Genomic DNA, 19207 nt, shown 5'->3' with positions numbered 1-19207 from the left:
TATTGCGCATACTCAATTAATAGAATTGATAATTAAGTATGGGTATGCCTAGGGTTGGTGCGGGAATGGTTTTATGTTGTGCTTCGGAGAATAATTGCTTTCTGGCCAAGCCATCTTTGCGTGAAATGTGCGGCGGCCTGCTCAAGTTATCTAGAAACTCAGCATTGATGCGGCTTACAGGGAGATTTGGTTTTCAGGGATGAGGTTAGCGTGCTCAACTTATCTAGAAACTGAGGCCAAATCTGGCAGAATGCTCAAGTTATCTAGAAATTTGCTCACCAGGAGCATCACCGCACAAACTGATCGGTTTTGAATATTTAAATGGTGGGCCTTCCCAGACTTGAACTGGGGACCTGCCGATTATGAGTCGGATGCTCTAACCAACTGAGCTAAAGGCCCTTCTGATCGAGGTGTGCGGTCGCACGCCTCTGGTTGCTGCCATAACTGGCAAAAACAGGGCGCTGATTATAAATTGGCGCTCGTGACTATGCAAAGAGTAGATATAAAAAAACCGGCGCAAAGCCGGTTTTTTTATATCACGCTGGCCGATTACACGACTATTCGTCGATAAAGCTGCGCAAGTGATCTGAGCGGCTGGGATGACGCAGCTTGCGTAATGCCTTCGCTTCGATCTGGCGGATACGCTCGCGGGTCACGTCAAACTGTTTACCCACTTCTTCCAGAGTGTGATCGGTGTTCATATCGATACCGAAACGCATACGCAGCACTTTGGCTTCACGGGCCGTCAGGCCAGACAAGACGGAGCGGGTCGCTTCGGTCAGGCCATCGTTGGTGGCAGTATCCATCGGAGACTCGGAATGCGCGTCTTCGATAAAATCACCCAGATGCGAATCTTCATCGTCGCCGATTGGCGTTTCCATGGAGATAGGCTCTTTGGCGATTTTCAGTACTTTGCGGATTTTGTCTTCTGGCATTTCCATTCGTTCTGCCAGTTCTTCCGGCGTTGGTTCGCGGCCCATTTCCTGAAGCATCTGGCGGCTGATACGGTTCAGCTTGTTGATGGTTTCAATCATGTGTACGGGAATACGAATGGTGCGTGCCTGGTCGGCAATCGAACGGGTGATTGCCTGACGAATCCACCAGGTGGCGTAAGTCGAGAACTTGTACCCACGACGGTATTCGAATTTGTCGACGGCTTTCATCAGGCCGATGTTGCCTTCCTGAATCAGATCCAGGAATTGCAAACCCCGGTTGGTGTACTTCTTGGCGATCGAGATAACCAGACGCAGGTTGGCTTCCACCATTTCTTTCTTGGCGCGGCGTGCGCGGGCTTCACCGATGGAAACACGGCGGTTTACTTCCTTGATTTCCGGGATGCTCAGGCCAACACGGGTTTCAACGGCTTGTATTTTGCGTTGGGCACGGAAAATATCGAGCTTGTAGGTGTCGAGTTTTTTCGAGTAGGGCTTGTTAGAGGCGATCAGGCCTTCAATCCAGTCATGATCAACTTCGTTGCCCTGGAAAAACTTGATGAAGTCCTTGCGATCCATCCCGCACTTGCGCGTCATCATCATCATGATCTGACGTTCCTGGGTGCGAATGACGTGCAATGATTCACGGGCAGCGACGACCAGTCGTTCAAAGTACTTGGGCGACAGCTTGATCGGCGCAAAGACAGAGGCCAGTTCAGACAGGGCCGTTTCGGCTTGTTTGCTGGCGCGGCCATGTTTTTCAATCGTGGCCAGCACTGCTTCGTTGGCGTCGTAGATTTCTTCGAAGCGACGGTTAACCTCGGTCAGGTCGATACCACCGCTTTCTTCGTCATCGTCGTCATCGCTGTCTGAGTCGTTTGTTTCTTCGACAACGGCATCAGGGCCACTTTGTGGGCCGGGTTCCGGGTCTTCATCGGAAGGGTCGATAAAGCCGTTGAAGATATCACCAATGCGGTTCGGGTCCTGTTCGGCGTCTGCAAATGCCTTGAGGATGGTCTGTACAGCGCCCGGGTAATAGGACAGTGCTGACATCACTTCGCGGATGCCTTCTTCAATACGCTTGGCGATAACAATTTCGCCTTCACGGGTCAGCAGCTCAACGGTGCCCATTTCGCGCATGTACATACGGACTGGGTCGGTAGTGCGACCAACATCGCTTTCAACGGATGCCAATGCAGCAGCGGCTTCTTCAGCGGCAGCATCGTCGGCAGCATCGTTCATGAACAGTGCTTCGCCATCCGGTGCCACTTCTGATACCGGAATGCCGATGTCGTTGATCATGCGGATGATGTCTTCAACCTGATCCGGGTTGGCAATGTCATCTGGCAGATGGTCGTTCACCTGAGCATAGGTGAGGTAGCCTTGCTCTTTACCTTTGGCAATGAGTTCTTTCAATCGGGACTGTTGGGTATTCGCAGACATAGGGGCCCTGTGATCCGTTGGTATCAGGCGTGGCAAGAAAAGCGCCGAAGTATATCTTTTTGACCGGTTTTAGGCCAGCACCAAGGGGATGGGTTCCATCCGGGCTGTGAATAAAAATATACAACAAGGACTCTTTGTGTTGAGTCGGGGCATTTCTGATACGACTTATCCATATGGGGGTGAATGTTTGTGTTTTCAAGCAGCATAGACCGGATCTAACGCTGATGTGGGTTGTTCAGGTAAATATCGCCACGTCCGGCGGTGAGTTCACGGCGTTGGCGTTGGTAGGTTTTCAGCTGTTTTATATCGTCGGCGCTCATTTGGCGGCGGCTTTCCTTGTGCTGGTAGCGTGCCAGTAGTGACTGGTATTCACGTTCCGTCTGGCGGGCACAGAGGCGCTTGATGGCATTGCCAACTTCGGCAAGAACGGGTCTGACCGGTGTTTCGTTGTGGTTGGCCAGGCGAGTCAGCTCGGTGTGGAAGGGGGTGCCTATCCATTGTATGAGTAGTCCAACGCTGCTGGATTGTGGCGATTGATGCAGCTTTTTCATAACTTCCAGCAAGAGTTGTTCGCGCTCGGTGAGGGGCTCAAAGTCGACGGGGTCCAGCTGGCTGGCGAGTGCCGGATTGCGTATCAGGGCGGACAGTGCGCGTTCCACTGCCGCTACCATGCGTTGGCTGTCGCTGGCGGAACTGTTGTCGGAACCGCTTTGACCAGTCTGGTTATTGTAGGGGTGGCTGGTATCGGTGGTGTCATCATCGAGCCAGGCGGGCACGTTATCTGAGTGTGGATGGCGCTCGATTGCTGGCTGGTGATTCTGGCTGGCAGGTGGCGTGTGATCGTCATCGGCGCTGTTGATTTTGTTCATTGCCCGGCTTTGCACGCCCAGCTGTTTTTCCAGTTCAGCGGTCATCAGGTCGCGCAGGGTGCCACGCGGGATCTTGCTGATCAGTGGCGCGGCCAGTTGGTCCAGTCGTGCTTTGCCATCCAGGCTGTCGAAGTCGACCTGTTGTTTGAGGTGATCAAACAGAAACTCTGGCAGATGGCGGGACTGGTTCAGGCGCTGTTCGAAGGCTTCTTTGCCTTCCTGTCGTATCAGGGTGTCCGGGTCTTCACCATCGGGTAAAAACAAAAAGCGGGCTTGCAGGCCATCTTCAAGGATGGGCAACACGGTTTCCATGGCCCGGGCAGCGGCGGTGCGGCCAGCGGCGTCGCCGTCAAAGCAGAAAATCAGTTCGGGCACCATTTTGAACAGCCGTCGCAAGTGATGCTCGCTGGTAGCGGTACCGAGGGTGGCAACGGCGTAGTGAATTCCGTATTCGGCCAGGGCGACAACATCCATATAGCCTTCGACGATCATCAGGCGATTCAGTTTCTGGCGAATTTTGCGGGCTTCGTAGAGGCCATACAACTCTTTGTTTTTCTGGAATATCGGCGTTTCCGGCGAGTTGAGATATTTGGGCTTTTCGTCGCCCAGCACGCGGCCACCAAAGGCGATGACGCGGCCACGGATATCCCGTATCGGGAACATGATGCGATCGCGGAAACGGTCATAGCAACGGCCGTCGTCTTTTTCGATCAGCATGCCTGATGTGATCAGTTGTTTGATATCGCCGGGAGTGTGGCCCAGAGCATCGAGCAGGTTGTCCCAGCCGGGCGGGGCATAGCCAATGGCAAAAAACTTGGCTGCCTTGCCGGAGAGGCCTCGGCTTTTCAGGTAATCGACGGCGCGCTGGCGCTGGTCATGCTGACGTAGCTGGCGACTGAAAAAATCACTGGAGTGAGACAGTTGGCGATACAGGGGATCCTGTTCTTGCTGCTGCCGTACCATATCCTGGCTTTGCTGGTCGCGAGGGACATCCAACCCGACACTGGCGGCCAGTTTTTCGACGGCATCAGGGAAGCTCAGGCCGTCAAATTCCATCACAAATTTCAGCGCACTGCCGGAGGCGCCACAACCAAAACAATAGTAGAACTGTTTCTCGCGGCTGACGGTAAACGAGGGGGTGTTTTCATTATGGAAAGGGCAGCAGGCGGAGTAATTTTTGCCGGCCTTTTTAAGCTTGACGCGACTGTCTACCACATCGACAACGTCGGTGCGTGAGAGCAGTTCATCAATAAATGCTTGTGGTATCCGGCCCGCCATCGATTATTCAACCCGTCGACAACTACACCTGCGGTATAGCGTAAATAAAGATAGCAGAAAACAAAAAACGCCACTGTAAAAAAGTGGCGTTTTGACTCTGGCGTTGGTGTCTGTCCAGCCGCTTAACCGAGTATGGCTTTCACCATTCGGCTGACTTGCGCCATATCTGCGCGGCCTTGCACCTGTGGTTTGAGGATGCCCATAACGTTACCCATGTCCTGCACGGAGGCAGCACCGGATTGTGCAACGGCATCAGCAACGAGCTGGCTCAGCTCATCTTCACTCAGAGCTGCTGGCAGAAATTCGCTAAGCACATCAATTTCGAATTGCTCAACGGCTGCCAACTCATCGCGACCTGCTGCCGTATACTGGGCAATAGAATCGCGACGTTGTTTGGTCATCTTGTCGAGAATAACCAGAGCCCGGGCATCATCTACGTCGATGCGCTCGTCCACTTCCACTCGTTTGAACTCAGCAGTTAATAATCGCAAGGCACCCAACCGGTCTTTCTGTTTGGCGCGCATGGCGTCTTTTACTGCTGCTTTTACCTGTTCAACCAAAGTACTCATGATGGCTCCTGTTGTTATTCAGAACAAAAATCAGTACAGGCGAACCAGCTTGCGTGATTCACGTTGTACTTTTTTCAGATGACGCTTGACGGCAGCAGCAGCCTGGCGTTTACGGATCCAGGTTGGCTTTTCGTAGTGTTCACGACGACGTACTTCAGACAGTACACCGGCTTTTTCACAAGAGCGTTTGAAACGACGCAGAGCGACGTCAAATGGTTCGTTTTCTTTAACTTTTACAGCGGGCATCCAATCACCTACGTTTTAGCTGAATTCTTTTGTCGAGGCCGATGATTCAGGAAACTCCTGCACGGACCCCAGTTAGAGGGCGGGCATTCTAATGTTTTTTGCAGCGGAATGCAAAGCCCTGACGGTCTGTTTGGTTGGCTTTCGATCAACTGGGCCGTATTATGGGCGGCTTGGCTGTTGCTGCAAGATATTCTTGGTGGCGGTCGACCAAAATCAGGAGCAGGTGAATGAACGTGTTGAAGGGTGTGGCGTGATTGTATTGGGGCTGGAAACGTCTTGTGATGAAACCGGTATTGCCGTTTACGATACCCGCTGCGGATTGCTGGCGCACCGGTTGTATTCCCAGATTGCCGTGCACGCGGAATATGGTGGTGTCGTGCCGGAACTGGCTTCGCGGGATCATGTTCGCAAGGTGATGCCACTGATTCATGAAGCGCTGGCGGAGTCCGGTCTGGTGGTAAACGATCTCGACGGCATTGCCTACACATCGGGGCCTGGGTTGGTTGGAGCCTTGCTGGTTGGGGCCTGTTTTGGCCGCAGCCTGGCCTGGGCGCTGGGAAAACCGGCGATTGGCGTTCATCATATGGAAGGCCATTTGCTGGCCCCCATGCTGGAAGATAATCCGCCGGAGTTTCCGTTTATCGCCCTGTTGGTCTCGGGTGGTCATACCCAGCTGGTACAGGTGGACGGTATTGGTCAGTATCAATTGCTTGGTGATTCGCTGGATGATGCGGCCGGAGAAGCGTTCGACAAGGCGGCCAAAATGATGGGACTGCCTTACCCTGGCGGCCCGGCTCTGAGTCAGCTGGCGCTGGTCGGTGACGACAAACGCTTTACGTTCCCGCGGCCAATGACCGACCGGCCTGGTCTGGATTTCAGTTTCAGTGGTTTGAAAACCTTTACCCGTACCAAAATCCTGGCAATGGCTGTTGATGGTGTATTGGCAGAACAAGACAAGGCTGATATCGCTGCCGGGTTTCAGGCGGCGGTGGTGGATACCTTGTCGCTGAAGTGCAAACGGGCGATGAAACAAACCGGTATCAAGCGGCTGATTATTGCTGGTGGGGTCGGTGCCAATACCCGCTTGCGCCAGCAGTTGCGAGATACCGCGGAAGCCATGGGCGGAGCGGTGTATTACCCCCGTCTGGAGTTTTGTACCGATAACGGTGCCATGATCGCTTACGCCGGAGCACAACGTTTGGCGGCGGGTCAATCTTCAGATTTGGCGGTGACGGTTGTTCCCCGTTGGCCTTTGGTTGATTTACCGGCTGTCGCCGGAGTAACAGCAATGGAGATCGCCATCGATGGATAGAGTGTTTATTGAAGGCCTCAGGGTGGACGCCGTCATTGGTGTATTTGAGTGGGAAAAACAGGTTCGCCAGCCGTTGGTGTTTGATTTGGAAATGGCTTGGGATATTCGTCAGGCCGCGGTGACCGATGATCTGGCGTTTGCCCTGAATTATCAGGCGGTTACTGAATATATCGAAGGGTTTGTGCGTGAGCAGCACTTCCAGTTACTGGAGTCGTTGCTGGAGCGCTTGTCTGACGGGTTATTACAAGAATTTGGCATGCCCTGGTTGTCGATCCGGGTAGAAAAGCCGGCAGTGGTGCCGCAAGCGCGGGCTGTCGGGTTAAAAATTGAGCGAGGAGTCTTGTAATGGCGGTTGTCTTTCTGGGGATCGGTTCCAACCAGCGGCCAGAAGAAAACATCGTGGCTGGCTTGGTGGCACTGGAGCAGCAGTTTTGTCTGGAACAGGTGTCGCCCTGGTACCGCTCACCTGCCATGGGGTTTGATGGCCCGGCGTTTATCAATCTGGTGGTCAAGATCTCGACCGATTTGTCGTTACAAGCGTTGGGGCGTGTGCTCAAGCAGCTGGAGCGGGATTTTGGCCGCGCTCCCGATGCGGTGAAGTTTTCATCCCGTACGCTGGATGTGGATGTATTGCTGTACAACGATCTGGTTGGTGAATACGAAGGCCATTCGTTACCGCGTGGTGATATCCGTCGCTGTGCTTTTGTGTTGCGGCCGTTGCTGGATATCGCACCGGACCTGAGTTGCCCATCGAGTCATCAGCGGTTTGACAGTTTTTGGCCAGCATTGGCCTTGCAACCGCTGGAGCAAATCACGCCGCCGGTGGATGTCGAAGGGCGAGTGCCCTGTTTCAAGCAACCTGCCTGATGGCTAAGACCAGGCATCACGATGCCTGATGCGCTTTCCAGTCTTCCAGGTGGGTTTTTCTGGCGGCTGCCAGTGCGGGTCGAATAGCGGCTCCGCTAATACCGGTGGCGATAATGTCCTGGGCGCTGATGGTCAGTACTGCTGCCAGCGCGCGTTGCAAATACTCCACTTGCGGGTAGTCGCAGTCTTCAAAACCGGTTCGTCCTCTGGAATCCGCCTTGGCAACCAGCAGCAGTTGCTCAAACCGCTCCCGCCGACGCCAGACATCCACCCCATCGAATAACTTCAAGATGGTTTCTGGTCGTAATTCCAGTGCCCGGTGCACATGGGTGTGCCATTGACTGGACAGCAAGGATAACTCGGCAGCATCTTTTGGGGTTTTCAGGCGTTTGGCCAGTTGCTTGGCCGGCTTGATGCCTCGTGTTTCGTGGCCAATATGGCGCGGCCATTCTGCTGGTGCGGTCAGGGCTTTGCCCAGATCGTGGGTCAGAGCCGCCCAGCGGACTGCCACCAGGCTGGAGAGACGTGCTGCCGCGGTGAGTGACATCAGGGCATGGATGCCGCAGTCGATTTCCGGGTGATGCTGTTCCGGTTGTGGCACGCCAAACAGGGCGTCGATTTCCGGGAACCAGACCGCCAGTGCGCCGCAGTCACGCAGCGTTTGAAAATAGACCGCAGGCTGGTTTTCTTGCAAGGCGCGTTGGGTTTCTTGCCAGACCCGCTCTGGCACCAGGTGGTCTAGCTCACCGGCTGCTACCATGGCGCGCATCAGGGTTTGGGTTTCGTCGGCGACGGTAAAGCCCAGGGATGCAAAACGAGCGGCAAAACGTGCAACCCGCAATACCCGCAAAGGGTCTTCTGAAAACGCCGGAGAAACATGGCGCAACAGCCGGTTGTGCAAATCCCGTTGGCCGCCATAAGGGTCAACCAGGCTACCATCTTCTTGCTGCGCCATGGCGTTGATGGTGAGGTCCCGTCGCAGCAAGTCTTCTTCCAGTGTAATGTCGGGACTGAAACGGCATTCGAAACCTTGATAGCCGTTGCCGGACTTCCGCTCGGTGCGAGCGAGAGCGTATTCCTCGTGGGTGTCCGGGTGCAGGAATACCGGAAAATCGGCTCCGACCTGTTCATAACCCTGGTCGAGCAACTGTTGTGGTGTTGCGCCAGTCACAACCCAGTCGTGATCTTTTACCGGAATGCCCAGTAGTGCGTCGCGGACGGCACCGCCGACCAGATAAGGCTGCATGATGTTGGTTATCCTGAACGAGTGGGTTGTCTGGCTTTGCTTGTCTTGCCAGAACGACAAGCATAAAAAACGCCAGCGGGCTTGTCACCTGCCGGCGTTTTCGGGTTGGTGTGACACCCCTGTTGGGCGTGTCAGGCCGAGGTATTAAAAGTAAAAACCGGTTTCCAGAGCGATGCCGGCTTCTTTTTCAACATCGTTGGGGTTGGCCATGGCGGCAATATCGATATGCACGCCAAAGGGCGAGAAGCCGAAACCGATCGAGGCGACTTCGGCATCGGAGACACTCAGGTTGGTGCGGTAACCAGCCCGCAGCTGCAAGGTGTTGTAGATATCAAATTCTGCGCCGACAGCGACATATTGCGTGGGGTTTTCCCAGGCAACCGGGTCGTTTTCGGTGAGATCAACGTCCAGGGCGACGGTGGTCCAGTTGCCATTAAAGGCCAGGCCTGCGCGGAACTGGGGGTTTAGGGATATTTTTGGCCCTGCCAGAGTGGTTGAGTCTGCTGAGCCGCGAATCACCACTTCCTTGGCTTGATAGGTTTTGCCAATCAGGTTTTTACCAACCAGACCAAATACCCATTTGTTGGTGGCTCCAAAACGGAAGGAAGCCCCCAGATCGACGTTGAACTGGTTAAAGGTTTCGGAAGCATCTTCCAGATCCTGTTCGTCGATATCACCTTCATAATCGGCTTCTGCGGCATAGTGAAGCGTGATAACGCGCTGGTATTTCGGTGTGATACCAATGGCCACTTTTTTGTCCCAGATGCTGAACTCCCGGGAAAAGGAAATCCCGAGGTCAGAGACAGCAACACCCACCATTTCCAGATAGGAGTCCATATCGGTATCTTCGGCTTCAGAGCTCAGCTGGCCGTTTTCGATGATACTGATATCACCGGCTGCGGTGGAGATGCTGTCGGATGTGTAGTTGCTGGTATTTTCGGCTTGAGTGGTAATCCAGTCGAGATCATCTTCTGTCACATCACCGTTCTCGGCATCGTTGAGCAGCGCGTCGAAGTCGGTGCTCAAGGCGTCGGCATCGTCGACGTAACCACTGGCGGCATCACCATAGCCGTTAATCAGGTTGTTATCGTTCGAGCTGTAGCCAACGCGGCCAGAAAAGGTCACGTTGGCAGACAAGCTGATGGCCGCGGCAAAACGTTTGCTGGGCAAGGCAATGGCGGCAGAAGTGCCCAGACGGCCACTGAATGGGTTGCCGGAGATAGAAGTCAGATCACTGGTCAGCTGGTCTGTCAGGCTGTCGACCTGTTTCAGGTCGTCATTGACGGTGTCCAGAGCACTTTGCAAGTTGTTGTTTTTGGCGCGTAGTTCGGCGATGGTTTCATCGACATTATTGACATCGTTTGCGCTCAGGCTGTCGAGTGCGTCGTACAGGGCCTGGGAGGCATTATCCAGTTCTTCCAGGTGCTGATTGAAGTTGTTATTTTCGGCGTTATCAAACAGAGCTTCAAATTCAGGAATCAATTCGTCATTCATGTCGATGAAGGTATCGTACATTTCTTCTTCATCGGCGATGGAAAGTCCGAGCTGTGGAAACAGGATGGCAAAATCATCATCGTGTTCGGCTTGTGATAGCAGCGAGGGGTTGTAGGCCGGCGCGTGCGCACGTTGGGCACTGGCAACACCGGTATTACCCATCGCAAGCCCTCGGGCGTCCATCGGCAAGAAAGGGGTTGCCTGAACACTGGCTGCACCCAGTGTGGCAATGGCTATAGCAAGCAGTGAGCGTGTCATCATATCCGGGTCCTGATATTGATCTATGTGATAAAGCGATTGATGCGTATTACTTCACGGCCTGGTCAAGCTTGATCTTTTTCTCGTCACTGGGTATTCGCTGCCTGGTATGACGAAAATAGAGTCATAAAAAAGTCATCTTTTGTTGGCGCTGTAAAGTTCCGTAATGTTAGCGATTTTTTTTTACTCTTGCACGGCTATTGCTGGATAAGCAGGCTACTGGCTCATTTGGCACTGCAGACAGAACAGGGGAGGAGGTAAGGAGGAGGTTGGGAGCAAAGAAAGTACCTGCAGCTTGTTTGAGCAGCTGCAGGGTGGTGGATCAGAGACAGAACATAACAATATTACGGAATAATGAAACCAATGATGCGATTATGGTTCTTTATTGGTCGCTATCATCCGTTAGCGACAGGGTTTGCCGGGAAATTTGGCCACATATCAAAAGGCTGTTTTTCGAATAGCATCTCACCATCCGGGCCTTGTTCTATGTTGATCCAGGCCTGCCAGTTTTCTTTATCAACCTCCGGGTAATCGAGGCGATAATGGCTGCAGCGGCTTTCGGTACGCATGATCGATGCCTTTAATTTCATTTCGGCAGTAATAATCATGTTTTCTGTTTCATGAGCAAGACGTAATGCATGTAAATCCTCAGCCATTAACATCGGGCTGTGGTGGTCTCGCAGTTCTTCGATGTAAGCCAGAGCGGCTTCCAGTAAACGGCCTTTTTTAATATATAAAACAAAATTCGGAATCATGATGCCCTGCAGAACCTGAGTGACCCAGGCCGGGCTGTAGCCCCGCTCACGCAGCAATGGAGCCAGGATTTGCTCGGTATTGTGGCGCTGGTTGGCAGCGCTGATCGGATTGTGTGGCAAGGTTGCACTTTGTTTGGCGGCTGCTTCACCGGCAATGGCTCCCTGCACGGCTGAACCGGCCAGTGACGAGCCAATCTGGGTGTAGATGCCGCCCGACATATAAGAACCCAGCGCATCACCGGCAGCATACAAACCTGCAACGGTACTCAGGCCGGTTTCATTTATGGGAACCAGTCCTTCGGATTTGTGAATGGCCATGCCGGCACTGGAACCTCCCACCTGTTCGCCGCCCATACCTGGAGGGCCGGAAGGTCTGCCTTTACCAAACAGCGCTGCCAGGCCGGGCTCTGGTGGTGGCATGGGCGGGCGACGGTCCGGGTGCCTGAATGCGTCGGGTATCCATGGGCCACCACTCAATTCGGTGTCTGTTTGGGCTCCGGGTGGTGCCATGGTGACCGGAGCACCCAGATTATAGGCTTGATAATTGAGGTCAACGCCGAGATCGTGGTGTACCTCAATCCCCGTGGTGGATGGCTTTTCTTCAATTTGACCATGCCAGTTGTCATAACTGGAGCCTGAATTTTGGGCGGACCCCGGGTGGCCATCGTTCCATTCCTTGCCGGTGATCTTGGCACCAATCTTATAGGCCATGATACTGCCGTCATGGGTCAAGTCGCAGACCGGAAAGCCATTGGGCTTGAAGCCACCAGAGCCGGTACACAGCACAACGGTTTTGGCGTGAAAGTGGATGATTTTGGGGCTGTCGAGACTGAAACCGGAGGCTCCCACAACACGACCATCCTGCTTGACCAGATGGGTAATCATGATGCGTTCGTGCAAGGGAATGCGGCGTTCTTCGATGGGCCGCATAAACGACTGGTTGTACAGGGGAGAATCAAAGAATCCCCAGGCTTTTAATTCCTGTACCCGATCATAAGAGTGTTCAGCCATTTGGCGGGTAAATACCGGATTGTTGGTATCAATGGCGGATTCCGTTACTTTTTCTACGAACTCATCCAGGCTGATCTGGCTGTTATGCTTGTCGTAACAAAAAATACCTTTGGCAAAGGGCGTCAGGCCGGAGCTGCCTAGGCGGCCTTTCGATACCATGGCGACTGTGGCCCCGGCATCATGTGCCTTGACGGCGGCAAAAAGGCCAGCCATTCCGCCACCAATCACTAGCACATCGGTGGTCTGGTTGTCGGTGGTGAATTCGGCGGATTCGATTTTGCGTTTGTTGATGGTTGGCGGTTGCCCCAGAAAATGCTGACCCAGCGCATAGCTGCCAATGGCTGCGCCGACAGCACCGCCGGTGAGGCCGATAAATTGACGCCGGGATAATCCGCTTTGCCCGGATTGGGTGTCTTGCTTGCTCATGTTATCTCCAGGAAACCATAACAGGGATGCTTTTTTCCGGCGTAATGGTGATTGCTCCGACCGGACAATACAGGCGACACAAATGGCAAATCTGGCAGTCTTCTGGATAAGCGATCACGGCCTTTTTGGTTTCCTGATCCAGTTTTATCACATCGGTCGGACAGCTTTTAATACATGACTCGCAACCAATGCAGCCAGAAATCTGATGAATAGGCATAATGAAACGTCCCGGGTTGGTTATTAAAAGTCAAATTCTTCGTAAATGATGTTGTTTTTCGGGATATGCAACACCCCCAGATCTTTTTGAACACTCTGCATCATTCCCTCTGGGCCACAAAGATACACAGCCCAGTGTTGTGGTTCTGGGATAGTGGTTGCCAGGCTGTTGCTATCGATAATACCGTGATGAATGTCAGGGTCCGATGTGGGTACTTCACAGACAAATAGCGATTTGAAATCTACCATGGACTGCTCCAGCGCTTTGATCTCTTTATACATCACTATTTGATCCTGCTTTTTGTTGCCATAGAGTAAACGGACAGGGCGAGGGTCATGGTTTGCGGCCAGCTGGCGTAACAGCCCCAACATTGGCCCGATACCGGCTCCTCCGGCAACCAGAGTGATGCCTTTGGCTTTTTGGCTGGCATCGAGAGTCAGCTGGCCAAAGGGGCCATCAAGGTAGACGGTTTGCCCGACCGACAATTGACCGAGCTGGCGGGTGTAATCTCCCAGCTCTCTGATAACAAAAGAAATATCAGGCAGGGACTGGGTGCACGAAGCGATAGAAAAAGGGTGGTAATCCAGACTGTAAGGGGAAGCATGTGTATTAATCCAGACAAATTGACCGGCGTCAAAATCAAACGCTGTGTGTGATTTTCCCGTCAGTGTCAGTTGCCAGTCAGTGCTACTGATTTTTTCGATTGACCGGATAACAAAAGCATGTTTTTGCAGCGTTTTGGGCTTGATGGCGTAGTTGTAAAAAGAAATAGCAACAGCGATACAACACAGCCCCCAGAAGATACTATTAAATACGGGTTGTAACTGACCATGACTGCCAACCGCCGTGATATGGAGCGTTGCCAGAATGGTAATAACAAAAAAACCCAAAGTGTGCCAGAAACGCCATACCTCATAACCTAATGGCAGTTGTTTTTTTAACGCTGAAAAAACAACCCAAACAAATAATAGTATCCAGGCGATAATGCCGGTGAGCATCTCAGGTGCAAACAGGACCGTCTTGATGGCCAGCCAGCCATCTGCTGTGGATAACATCCATTTGGGAGCCATAATCAGAAACGGGTGCAGAAAGAATATTCCACCAATCCAGTACCCCATGGATTTATGCTTGGCTACACTCCAGTTTATATTCTTGAATAAAGGAAATGTCTTTAAACGCCCGGTTAATGGGAACTGTAGATAAAACGCTGCAATCCCCACCAGGTTGATCAAAATAATCAGCCGAACATAATAACCCTTGTCATCCATCGGAGAAACAAAAGAGCTGAAGTAAAGTATGAGCAGCAAAAAACTGTAACCGATAGAGAATTTTGTATTTTTGGATAGAGAAATTTCAGGCATTCTCACAGACAATCTCCAGCACAAACAGAATGAAAACGGTGTTTATTGGATCACAAGTTTATTGTGGCTATCCATGATCTTTATTAAGAGATTGGGTTTTTATGAGTATGTTTGCGAAGGATTACAATATTTACAATTGACTTATACTTGTCGACTTGAGTGTTTGGTACTGTTCCTGCTGAACTTGGAGGCGGAGCAGAGCGGTTGACAGTCAACGATCTAACGTCTGTTTGTTAATTTCAAAATAACTGATTTTCCTGAAACCAGGCCATTGTCTGGCGTGTAATACACTCTGTTTTTGCTCCTTGTTTTCTCAACGAGTAAAGGCCGGAAAGCCGTTAACGGCTGGTGTTTATTTTATAGAGGATAGATATGAAAAAAAATTTGATCGCCTTACCCTTATTGGTTCTGTCTGCTTATAGTCTGACAGCAGTAGCCGCTGACGATGATCGACCACAGCGTCCGCCCAGCTTTGAACAGATGGATACCAATGGCGATAATGAGCTGAGCAAGGATGAGGTAAAAGGGCCACTGCTGGATGATTTTGACAAGTTTGATGAAGACGGCAGCGGCACACTGACAGAAGACGAACTGCCAGAACCTCCCAAGGGTCGATAAGCTGGTGACAAGGGTTTCACAACCGTGGAGTCCTTGTGTCCTTTCTGGCCAATTGCCATTGGCCATCGTGTTGCGTGATGCCGCTATCGCGCAGCTCAGTATCTCCACCTTCTGATTGATAAGCCGCCAAGGCATCCTGCCATACAGGTTGTTGCAGCAGACGCCATGGCTGCTTCTCATCCTTGTCCTGTACTGAAATCAGCCACCGCCCGATAAGTTGTCTGGATCAGGTTTGTCAGCAGTGTCCACATGAAGGCCCGTGTCACAACAGAGCAGGCTATCTGGATCTATAGCTCTGGATTCGAAGGGTTACTGTATTCCGCAAGCACAATGCTCAGATTGGTTCCCAGAGAGCCATAGCACCAGAATCTGGCCAAACAGGACACCCACTATGAAAGACATCACCAATCTCGATATCACTGCGCAATCTTCACAGCTGGTTGAGCTGTACAACACCGGCATTAGCGAGCTGTGTCGTTTCAAAGACCCATCACCACGCATTGAGGCCATGTTGAACGACGATCCGGCCTTTGTGATGGGACTGATTCTGCAGGGCAACCTGTGTTTGTGGACCACCGACAAGGATGACCATGGTGGTGCGCTGGAGGCACTCACTGCCTTGCAGACACTGCCAGCCACACACTTTAATCACCGCGAACGCATGCACCTGGCGGCGCTGGAACCCTGGGTTAAAGGCGACCTGATGACCGCCTCCGATATCTTTGATCAGCTGCTGGTGGAATACCCGCAAGACATACTGGCGCTGCTCAGTGGCCACCAACTCGACTTCTTTTTGGGCCAGGTGCTGAATTTACGTGATCGGGTTGGCCGGGTACTGCCGTGTTGGGATCAGCAACATCCACTATACGGATACTTGCTGGGCATGCTGAGTTTTGGCCAGGAAGAAGCCGGGCATTATGAGCAAGCCACCGACAACGGTTTGCGAGCGGTGGCGATGAATCCGGGGGACATCTGGGGTATTCATGCGGTGGCTCACGCCCGGGAAATGCGTGGCCAGTTCCAGGACGGTGCGGCATTCATGCGCCAGTACGAACCGTACTGGAACAAGGATAACGATATGATCAGTCATAATGCCATCCACCTTGACCTGTTCCTGCTGGAAACCGGTGAACTGGAGGAAGCTGTGGCGGTTTACGATAAATACGTCCATTTCCCGGGTGTCAATCCGGCACCAATGGCCTTGTTGGATGGCTCCTCGGTGTTGTGGCGGCTGTATCTGGAAAACCAGAACCTGGGGCATCGTGCCCAAGCACTGGCCGACTCCTGGATGGATAAACACAAACAGCGGTTTTATGTCTTTAACGATGCCCATGCTGTGATTGCTCACGTTGCAGCGGGAGACTTTGATACGGCGACGGATATCGTCACTGACCTGAAAGACTATCTGGTACATGGCGATAGCGCCCCGACCAACTACCAGATGGTGAAACAAACCGGCCTGGCCGTGTGTGAAGCATTTTTGGCCTTTGGCCAAGGAGACTATAAAACAGCGGTGAACAAACTCTGGCCAATCAAGAACAGCAATGGTCAATTCGGAGGCAGCCTGGCTCAGCGTGACGTACTGGCACGTACCCTGCTGGAGGCTGCAATCCGGGATGGTAATCGCTCACTGGCACAGGCACTGGTCAATGAACGTTTATTGGCGCGTCCGGCGAGTCCGTACAATCTGGGCAAGCAGGAAACCATTCGCGCCATGGCATAAATGCGTGGTGCAAGTGCGTGGTGCTGGCCGGTGATTTTCGGTTATGGCTGTTATTGGCGGGCTTTTTGACTCGGTTGATTGATAGAATCCTGTGAGTCACTCAGCCGTTTGAGTCGGACAACGACCCGGAAAAGTACCGATACACCATGTTCAAACAACTGTTTCACCTGAACCCGGACAGCACCAACACCTTGCAGCAGCAAGTGCGAGAGCAAATCAGCAAAGCGATTTTGGCAGGCCATATCCCGGCGGACATGCAATTGCCGTCTACCCGTGAATTGGCCAGGATGCTGAAGATCTCCCGCAATACCGTCATCATCGCCTATCAGGAATTGATCGATGATGGCTACCTGATCTCGCGACAACGGGCCGGGTTTTTCGCGGCCCCAGATATCCGCAAGGATTGCTTGCCGGTGCCGTGCGACCATGACCACCACACCCGTCATACACCAGACTGGCAAGGGTTATTGATCGACAAACCTGAGCTGCTGGCGGAACCCGGACAGGTGCGCTGGCAACAGGCTCAATACCCGTTTGTATACGGTCAGCTTGACCCGGCCATGTTTCCGGTCAAGCGTTGGCGGGAATGCAGCCTGGATTCGGTCAGAACCCAGTCTGTCAAAAGCTGGTCATCGGATCATTACAATAGCGATGACCCCTTGCTGATTGAACAGATTCGTTCGCGGTTGCTACCGCGGCGTGGCATCTGGGCAGAAGCGGACGAGATATTGATTACCGTTGGTGCCCAGAATGCGCTGTACCTGCTGCTGAACGCCCTGCTTGGACCTGGACGGGTGTTCGGTTTTGAAAATCCCGGCTACCCGGACCTGTCCCGTATCGCCCGCCTGGTGGGGGCCAAAACCCGGGCCCTGCCCGTTGACAGGAACGGGCTGGTGGTAAATGAACAGCTGGATCACTGCGATGTGGTCTTTACCACGCCCAGTCACCAGTTTCCGACCACCGTCACAATGCCGCTGGACAATCGTAAGGCACTGCTGGAACGCGCTGCCGCCGATAACTTTCTTATAATTGAAGATGATTATGAATGCGAAACCAACTTCGCTTCCCATCCGACTCCGGCACTGAAAAGCCTGGACCGTCATCAACGCGTGATCTATGTGGGCAGCCTGTCGAAAACCCTGTCACCAGGATTACGGATGGGCTATATCGTAGCTCCCAAACCCCTGATCGCCGCCTTGCGAGAATTACGGCGCTTAATACTAAGACACCCACCAACCAACAATCAGCGAACGGTCGGACTGTTTCTTGAACGGGGCTACCACGACAGCCTGATTCGTCATCTGCTGGAAGTGTATGAAGAACGCTGGCAACTGATCCGGCAAGGGATTGATGAGCTGATGCCGGTCAGTACTATCCCTCCGACCTTTGGCGGCTCCGCTTACTGGATTGAAGGTGACGCCGGGCTAGATAGCCTGGCCCTGCAATCCCTGGCGGTGAAACAGAGCATTATTATCGAACCTGGCCAGTGTTATTACGATCAGAATGGGCCACTCAACTGTTTCCGGCTGGGCTACTCATCGATAGCCACTGAACGGATTCGGCCTGGCCTGGAACGTTTGGCAGTTCTGGTGGCTCAGCTGACTCGTTAGGCAGTCATCAACCATGAAGGACTATCGGTCGTCAGGCGTGCCGTGGTGAAATCTGGGTCTGTAGCGCCAATAGCTTTTTAAGAAATAAACTATTAGGTGTTTAGTTTTGTTTGATTTTAACTATTTTATAAAAGCGTTAATCTGTCTGTGTACCTAATCAATGCCAGACAACGCCTACCAGGCAACTGGCGAGGAGCTTGAAATGACCAAGACATTAACCTTTGCTGTCATGCACTTTTCTGTCGCTTTTACCGTTGCTTATGCTTTGACCGGGGACTTGCTCGTCGGAGGATTGGTGGCGGTTGTCGAACCGGCGATTAACACCGTGGCTTTTTACTTCCACGAACTGGCCTGGAATATGAAAACCAATGTGACGGATCAGATTCAGGCGGCAGGCAGTGCGGGTATGGAAGGCTGGGTGGCGGTGCAAGCAGAAGGCGCAGGTCGTTAGCTGCGTGTTAGGGGGTATTAATCAGGACACCCATGAGTTAATCAGTGGTATTAATCAGTGGTATTAATCAGTGGTATTAATCAGTGGTATTAATCAGTGGTATTAATCAGTGGTATTAATCAGGACACCCATGAGTTAATCCGGGGGTATTAATCAGGACACCCATGAATTAATCAGGACATCCATCGATTAAATGGGGAATTAATCAGGACACCCATCATTAAATCGCTCAGCAATCCTCTATATTCTGCGATTTCTGACTTCGTTATGGTGCCTGTGTGTTTTTGATGCTCGCTGGCAGGGTGTACTGGTGATAATTGAGGGTAAAACCGGACTTCTGGGCGTAATAAAACCTCAGAGCGCGGTTCTCTGATCAAGGCAATGCGTTAATCTGGGCTTGTCGGAGTCAATCAGCCTGCCAGTAACTGTCTGGCTGGCGCTATACCGGTCGGTCGTTTGTAACCGAGTCGTTCGCAGGCAGAACGAACATTGGATTCGCTACCAACAAAGGTTGTGAAGCA

At 52.5% G+C, this 19207-nt stretch carries 16 protein-coding genes and 1 tRNA gene; 7 read left to right on the top strand and 10 right to left on the bottom strand.

From position 1 onward, the window contains the following. Positions 1 to 322 precede the first annotated feature (322 nt). From Q8W22_RS15725 to rpsU, 5 genes are all read right to left on the bottom strand, one after another. Positions 323 to 399: transfer RNA gene (locus tag Q8W22_RS15725), tRNA-Ile, on the bottom strand. 158 nt (positions 400 to 557) lie between these two features. After that, entirely contained in the window at positions 558 to 2375 is a 1818-nt protein-coding gene (gene rpoD / locus Q8W22_RS15720; RefSeq protein ID WP_303434201.1) for an RNA polymerase sigma factor RpoD, read from the bottom strand. Between the two features lie 215 nt (positions 2376 to 2590). Continuing rightward, positions 2591 to 4522, bottom strand: coding sequence for a DNA primase (gene dnaG / locus Q8W22_RS15715; protein WP_305453010.1), 1932 nt, complete (start codon positions 4520 to 4522; stop codon positions 2591 to 2593). A 122-nt stretch (positions 4523 to 4644) separates the two neighbouring features. After that, complete coding sequence (locus Q8W22_RS15710) at positions 4645 to 5091, bottom strand: GatB/YqeY domain-containing protein (RefSeq protein WP_303434203.1); 447 nt, start codon at positions 5089 to 5091, stop codon at positions 4645 to 4647. A 30-nt stretch (positions 5092 to 5121) separates the two neighbouring features. Continuing rightward, positions 5122 to 5337, bottom strand: a complete 216-nt coding sequence (gene rpsU / locus Q8W22_RS15705; protein WP_303434204.1) for a 30S ribosomal protein S21 — start codon at positions 5335 to 5337, stop codon at positions 5122 to 5124. Between the two features lie 250 nt (positions 5338 to 5587). On the opposite strand from rpsU, the gene tsaD reads away from it, so the two are divergent. From tsaD to folK, 3 genes are read left to right on the top strand one after another with little or no spacing between them, the layout of a single operon-like run. Further along, positions 5588 to 6649, top strand: coding sequence for a tRNA (adenosine(37)-N6)-threonylcarbamoyltransferase complex transferase subunit TsaD (gene tsaD, locus Q8W22_RS15700; RefSeq protein WP_305453022.1), 1062 nt, complete (start codon positions 5588 to 5590; stop codon positions 6647 to 6649). After that, a complete protein-coding gene (folB, locus tag Q8W22_RS15695) occupies positions 6642 to 6995 on the top strand; it encodes a dihydroneopterin aldolase (RefSeq protein WP_303434205.1) in 354 nt (117 codons plus the stop codon). The genes tsaD and folB overlap by 8 nt, the downstream gene beginning before the upstream one ends. Continuing rightward, a complete protein-coding gene (gene folK / locus Q8W22_RS15690) occupies positions 6995 to 7516 on the top strand; it encodes a 2-amino-4-hydroxy-6-hydroxymethyldihydropteridine diphosphokinase (RefSeq protein ID WP_305453008.1) in 522 nt (173 codons plus the stop codon). The genes folB and folK overlap by 1 nt, the downstream gene beginning before the upstream one ends. Positions 7517 to 7532: 16 nt before the next feature. Here folK and Q8W22_RS15685 read toward each other — a convergent pair whose 3' ends face one another. The 5 genes from Q8W22_RS15685 to Q8W22_RS15670 form a co-directional block, all read right to left on the bottom strand. Beyond that, positions 7533 to 8762 (bottom strand): multifunctional CCA addition/repair protein, encoded by a 1230-nt coding sequence (locus tag Q8W22_RS15685; protein WP_305453007.1) that lies wholly within the window; start codon positions 8760 to 8762, stop codon positions 7533 to 7535. A 144-nt stretch (positions 8763 to 8906) separates the two neighbouring features. Continuing rightward, positions 8907 to 10517 (bottom strand): conjugal transfer protein TraF, encoded by a 1611-nt coding sequence (traF, locus tag Q8W22_RS15680; protein ID WP_303434208.1) that lies wholly within the window; start codon positions 10515 to 10517, stop codon positions 8907 to 8909. A 392-nt stretch (positions 10518 to 10909) separates the two neighbouring features. Then, on the bottom strand, positions 10910 to 12706 hold the full coding sequence (locus Q8W22_RS15675) for an FAD-binding protein (protein WP_305453006.1): 1797 nt from the start codon (positions 12704 to 12706) through the stop codon (positions 10910 to 10912). Between the two features lies 1 nt (position 12707). Beyond that, positions 12708 to 12923, bottom strand: coding sequence for a ferredoxin family protein (locus tag Q8W22_RS16730; protein ID WP_368501395.1), 216 nt, complete (start codon positions 12921 to 12923; stop codon positions 12708 to 12710). 23 nt (positions 12924 to 12946) lie between these two features. Next, entirely contained in the window at positions 12947 to 14191 is a 1245-nt protein-coding gene (locus Q8W22_RS15670) for a ferredoxin reductase family protein (RefSeq protein ID WP_305453020.1), read from the bottom strand. Between the two features lie 465 nt (positions 14192 to 14656). On the opposite strand from Q8W22_RS15670, the gene Q8W22_RS15665 reads away from it, so the two are divergent. The 4 genes from Q8W22_RS15665 (at position 14657) to Q8W22_RS15650 (ending at position 18686) form a co-directional block, all read left to right on the top strand. Beyond that, positions 14657 to 14902, top strand: coding sequence for a hypothetical protein (locus Q8W22_RS15665; RefSeq protein ID WP_303434211.1), 246 nt, complete (start codon positions 14657 to 14659; stop codon positions 14900 to 14902). A gap of 391 nt (positions 14903 to 15293) precedes the next feature. Next, a complete protein-coding gene (locus Q8W22_RS15660; RefSeq protein WP_305453005.1) occupies positions 15294 to 16625 on the top strand; it encodes a tetratricopeptide repeat protein in 1332 nt (443 codons plus the stop codon). A 146-nt stretch (positions 16626 to 16771) separates the two neighbouring features. Beyond that, entirely contained in the window at positions 16772 to 18235 is a 1464-nt protein-coding gene (locus Q8W22_RS15655) for a PLP-dependent aminotransferase family protein (protein WP_305453002.1), read from the top strand. Positions 18236 to 18437: 202 nt separating this feature from the next. Beyond that, the gene (locus tag Q8W22_RS15650; protein ID WP_305453000.1) at positions 18438 to 18686 is read left to right on the top strand and encodes a DUF2061 domain-containing protein; all 249 of its coding nucleotides are present in this window, start codon (positions 18438 to 18440) and stop codon (positions 18684 to 18686) included. Positions 18687 to 19207 lie beyond the last annotated feature (521 nt).

It is taken from the genome of Oceanobacter sp. 1_MG-2023, assembly GCF_030689025.1.
In the GTDB taxonomy this organism is placed as follows: Bacteria; Pseudomonadota; Gammaproteobacteria; order Pseudomonadales; family Oceanobacteraceae; genus Oceanobacter.
This window is presented reverse-complemented; position numbering and strand designations above follow the sequence as displayed.

What these genes read in the sequence shown, in the direction of transcription:
- folK (WP_305453008.1), top strand. Translation starts at nt 6,995, where the DNA reads ATGGCGGTTGTCTTTCTGGGGATCGGTTCCAACCAGCGGCCAGAAGAA.
- Q8W22_RS15660 (WP_305453005.1), top strand. Translation starts at nt 15,294, where the DNA reads ATGAAAGACATCACCAATCTCGATATCACTGCGCAATCTTCACAGCTG.
- folB (WP_303434205.1), top strand. Translation starts at nt 6,642, where the DNA reads ATGGATAGAGTGTTTATTGAAGGCCTCAGGGTGGACGCCGTCATTGGT.
- Q8W22_RS16730 (WP_368501395.1), bottom strand. Translation starts at nt 12,923, where the DNA reads ATGCCTATTCATCAGATTTCTGGCTGCATTGGTTGCGAGTCATGTATT.
- Q8W22_RS15685 (WP_305453007.1), bottom strand. Translation starts at nt 8,762, where the DNA reads ATGCAGCCTTATCTGGTCGGCGGTGCCGTCCGCGACGCACTACTGGGC.
- Q8W22_RS15665 (WP_303434211.1), top strand. Translation starts at nt 14,657, where the DNA reads ATGAAAAAAAATTTGATCGCCTTACCCTTATTGGTTCTGTCTGCTTAT.
- Q8W22_RS15675 (WP_305453006.1), bottom strand. Translation starts at nt 12,706, where the DNA reads ATGAGCAAGCAAGACACCCAATCCGGGCAAAGCGGATTATCCCGGCGT.
- Q8W22_RS15670 (WP_305453020.1), bottom strand. Translation starts at nt 14,191, where the DNA reads ATGGATGACAAGGGTTATTATGTTCGGCTGATTATTTTGATCAACCTG.
- Q8W22_RS15710 (WP_303434203.1), bottom strand. Translation starts at nt 5,091, where the DNA reads ATGAGTACTTTGGTTGAACAGGTAAAAGCAGCAGTAAAAGACGCCATG.
- Q8W22_RS15655 (WP_305453002.1), top strand. Translation starts at nt 16,772, where the DNA reads ATGTTCAAACAACTGTTTCACCTGAACCCGGACAGCACCAACACCTTG.
- rpsU (WP_303434204.1), bottom strand. Translation starts at nt 5,337, where the DNA reads ATGCCCGCTGTAAAAGTTAAAGAAAACGAACCATTTGACGTCGCTCTG.
- Q8W22_RS15650 (WP_305453000.1), top strand. Translation starts at nt 18,438, where the DNA reads ATGACCAAGACATTAACCTTTGCTGTCATGCACTTTTCTGTCGCTTTT.
- rpoD (WP_303434201.1), bottom strand. Translation starts at nt 2,375, where the DNA reads ATGTCTGCGAATACCCAACAGTCCCGATTGAAAGAACTCATTGCCAAA.
- dnaG (WP_305453010.1), bottom strand. Translation starts at nt 4,522, where the DNA reads ATGGCGGGCCGGATACCACAAGCATTTATTGATGAACTGCTCTCACGC.
- traF (WP_303434208.1), bottom strand. Translation starts at nt 10,517, where the DNA reads ATGATGACACGCTCACTGCTTGCTATAGCCATTGCCACACTGGGTGCA.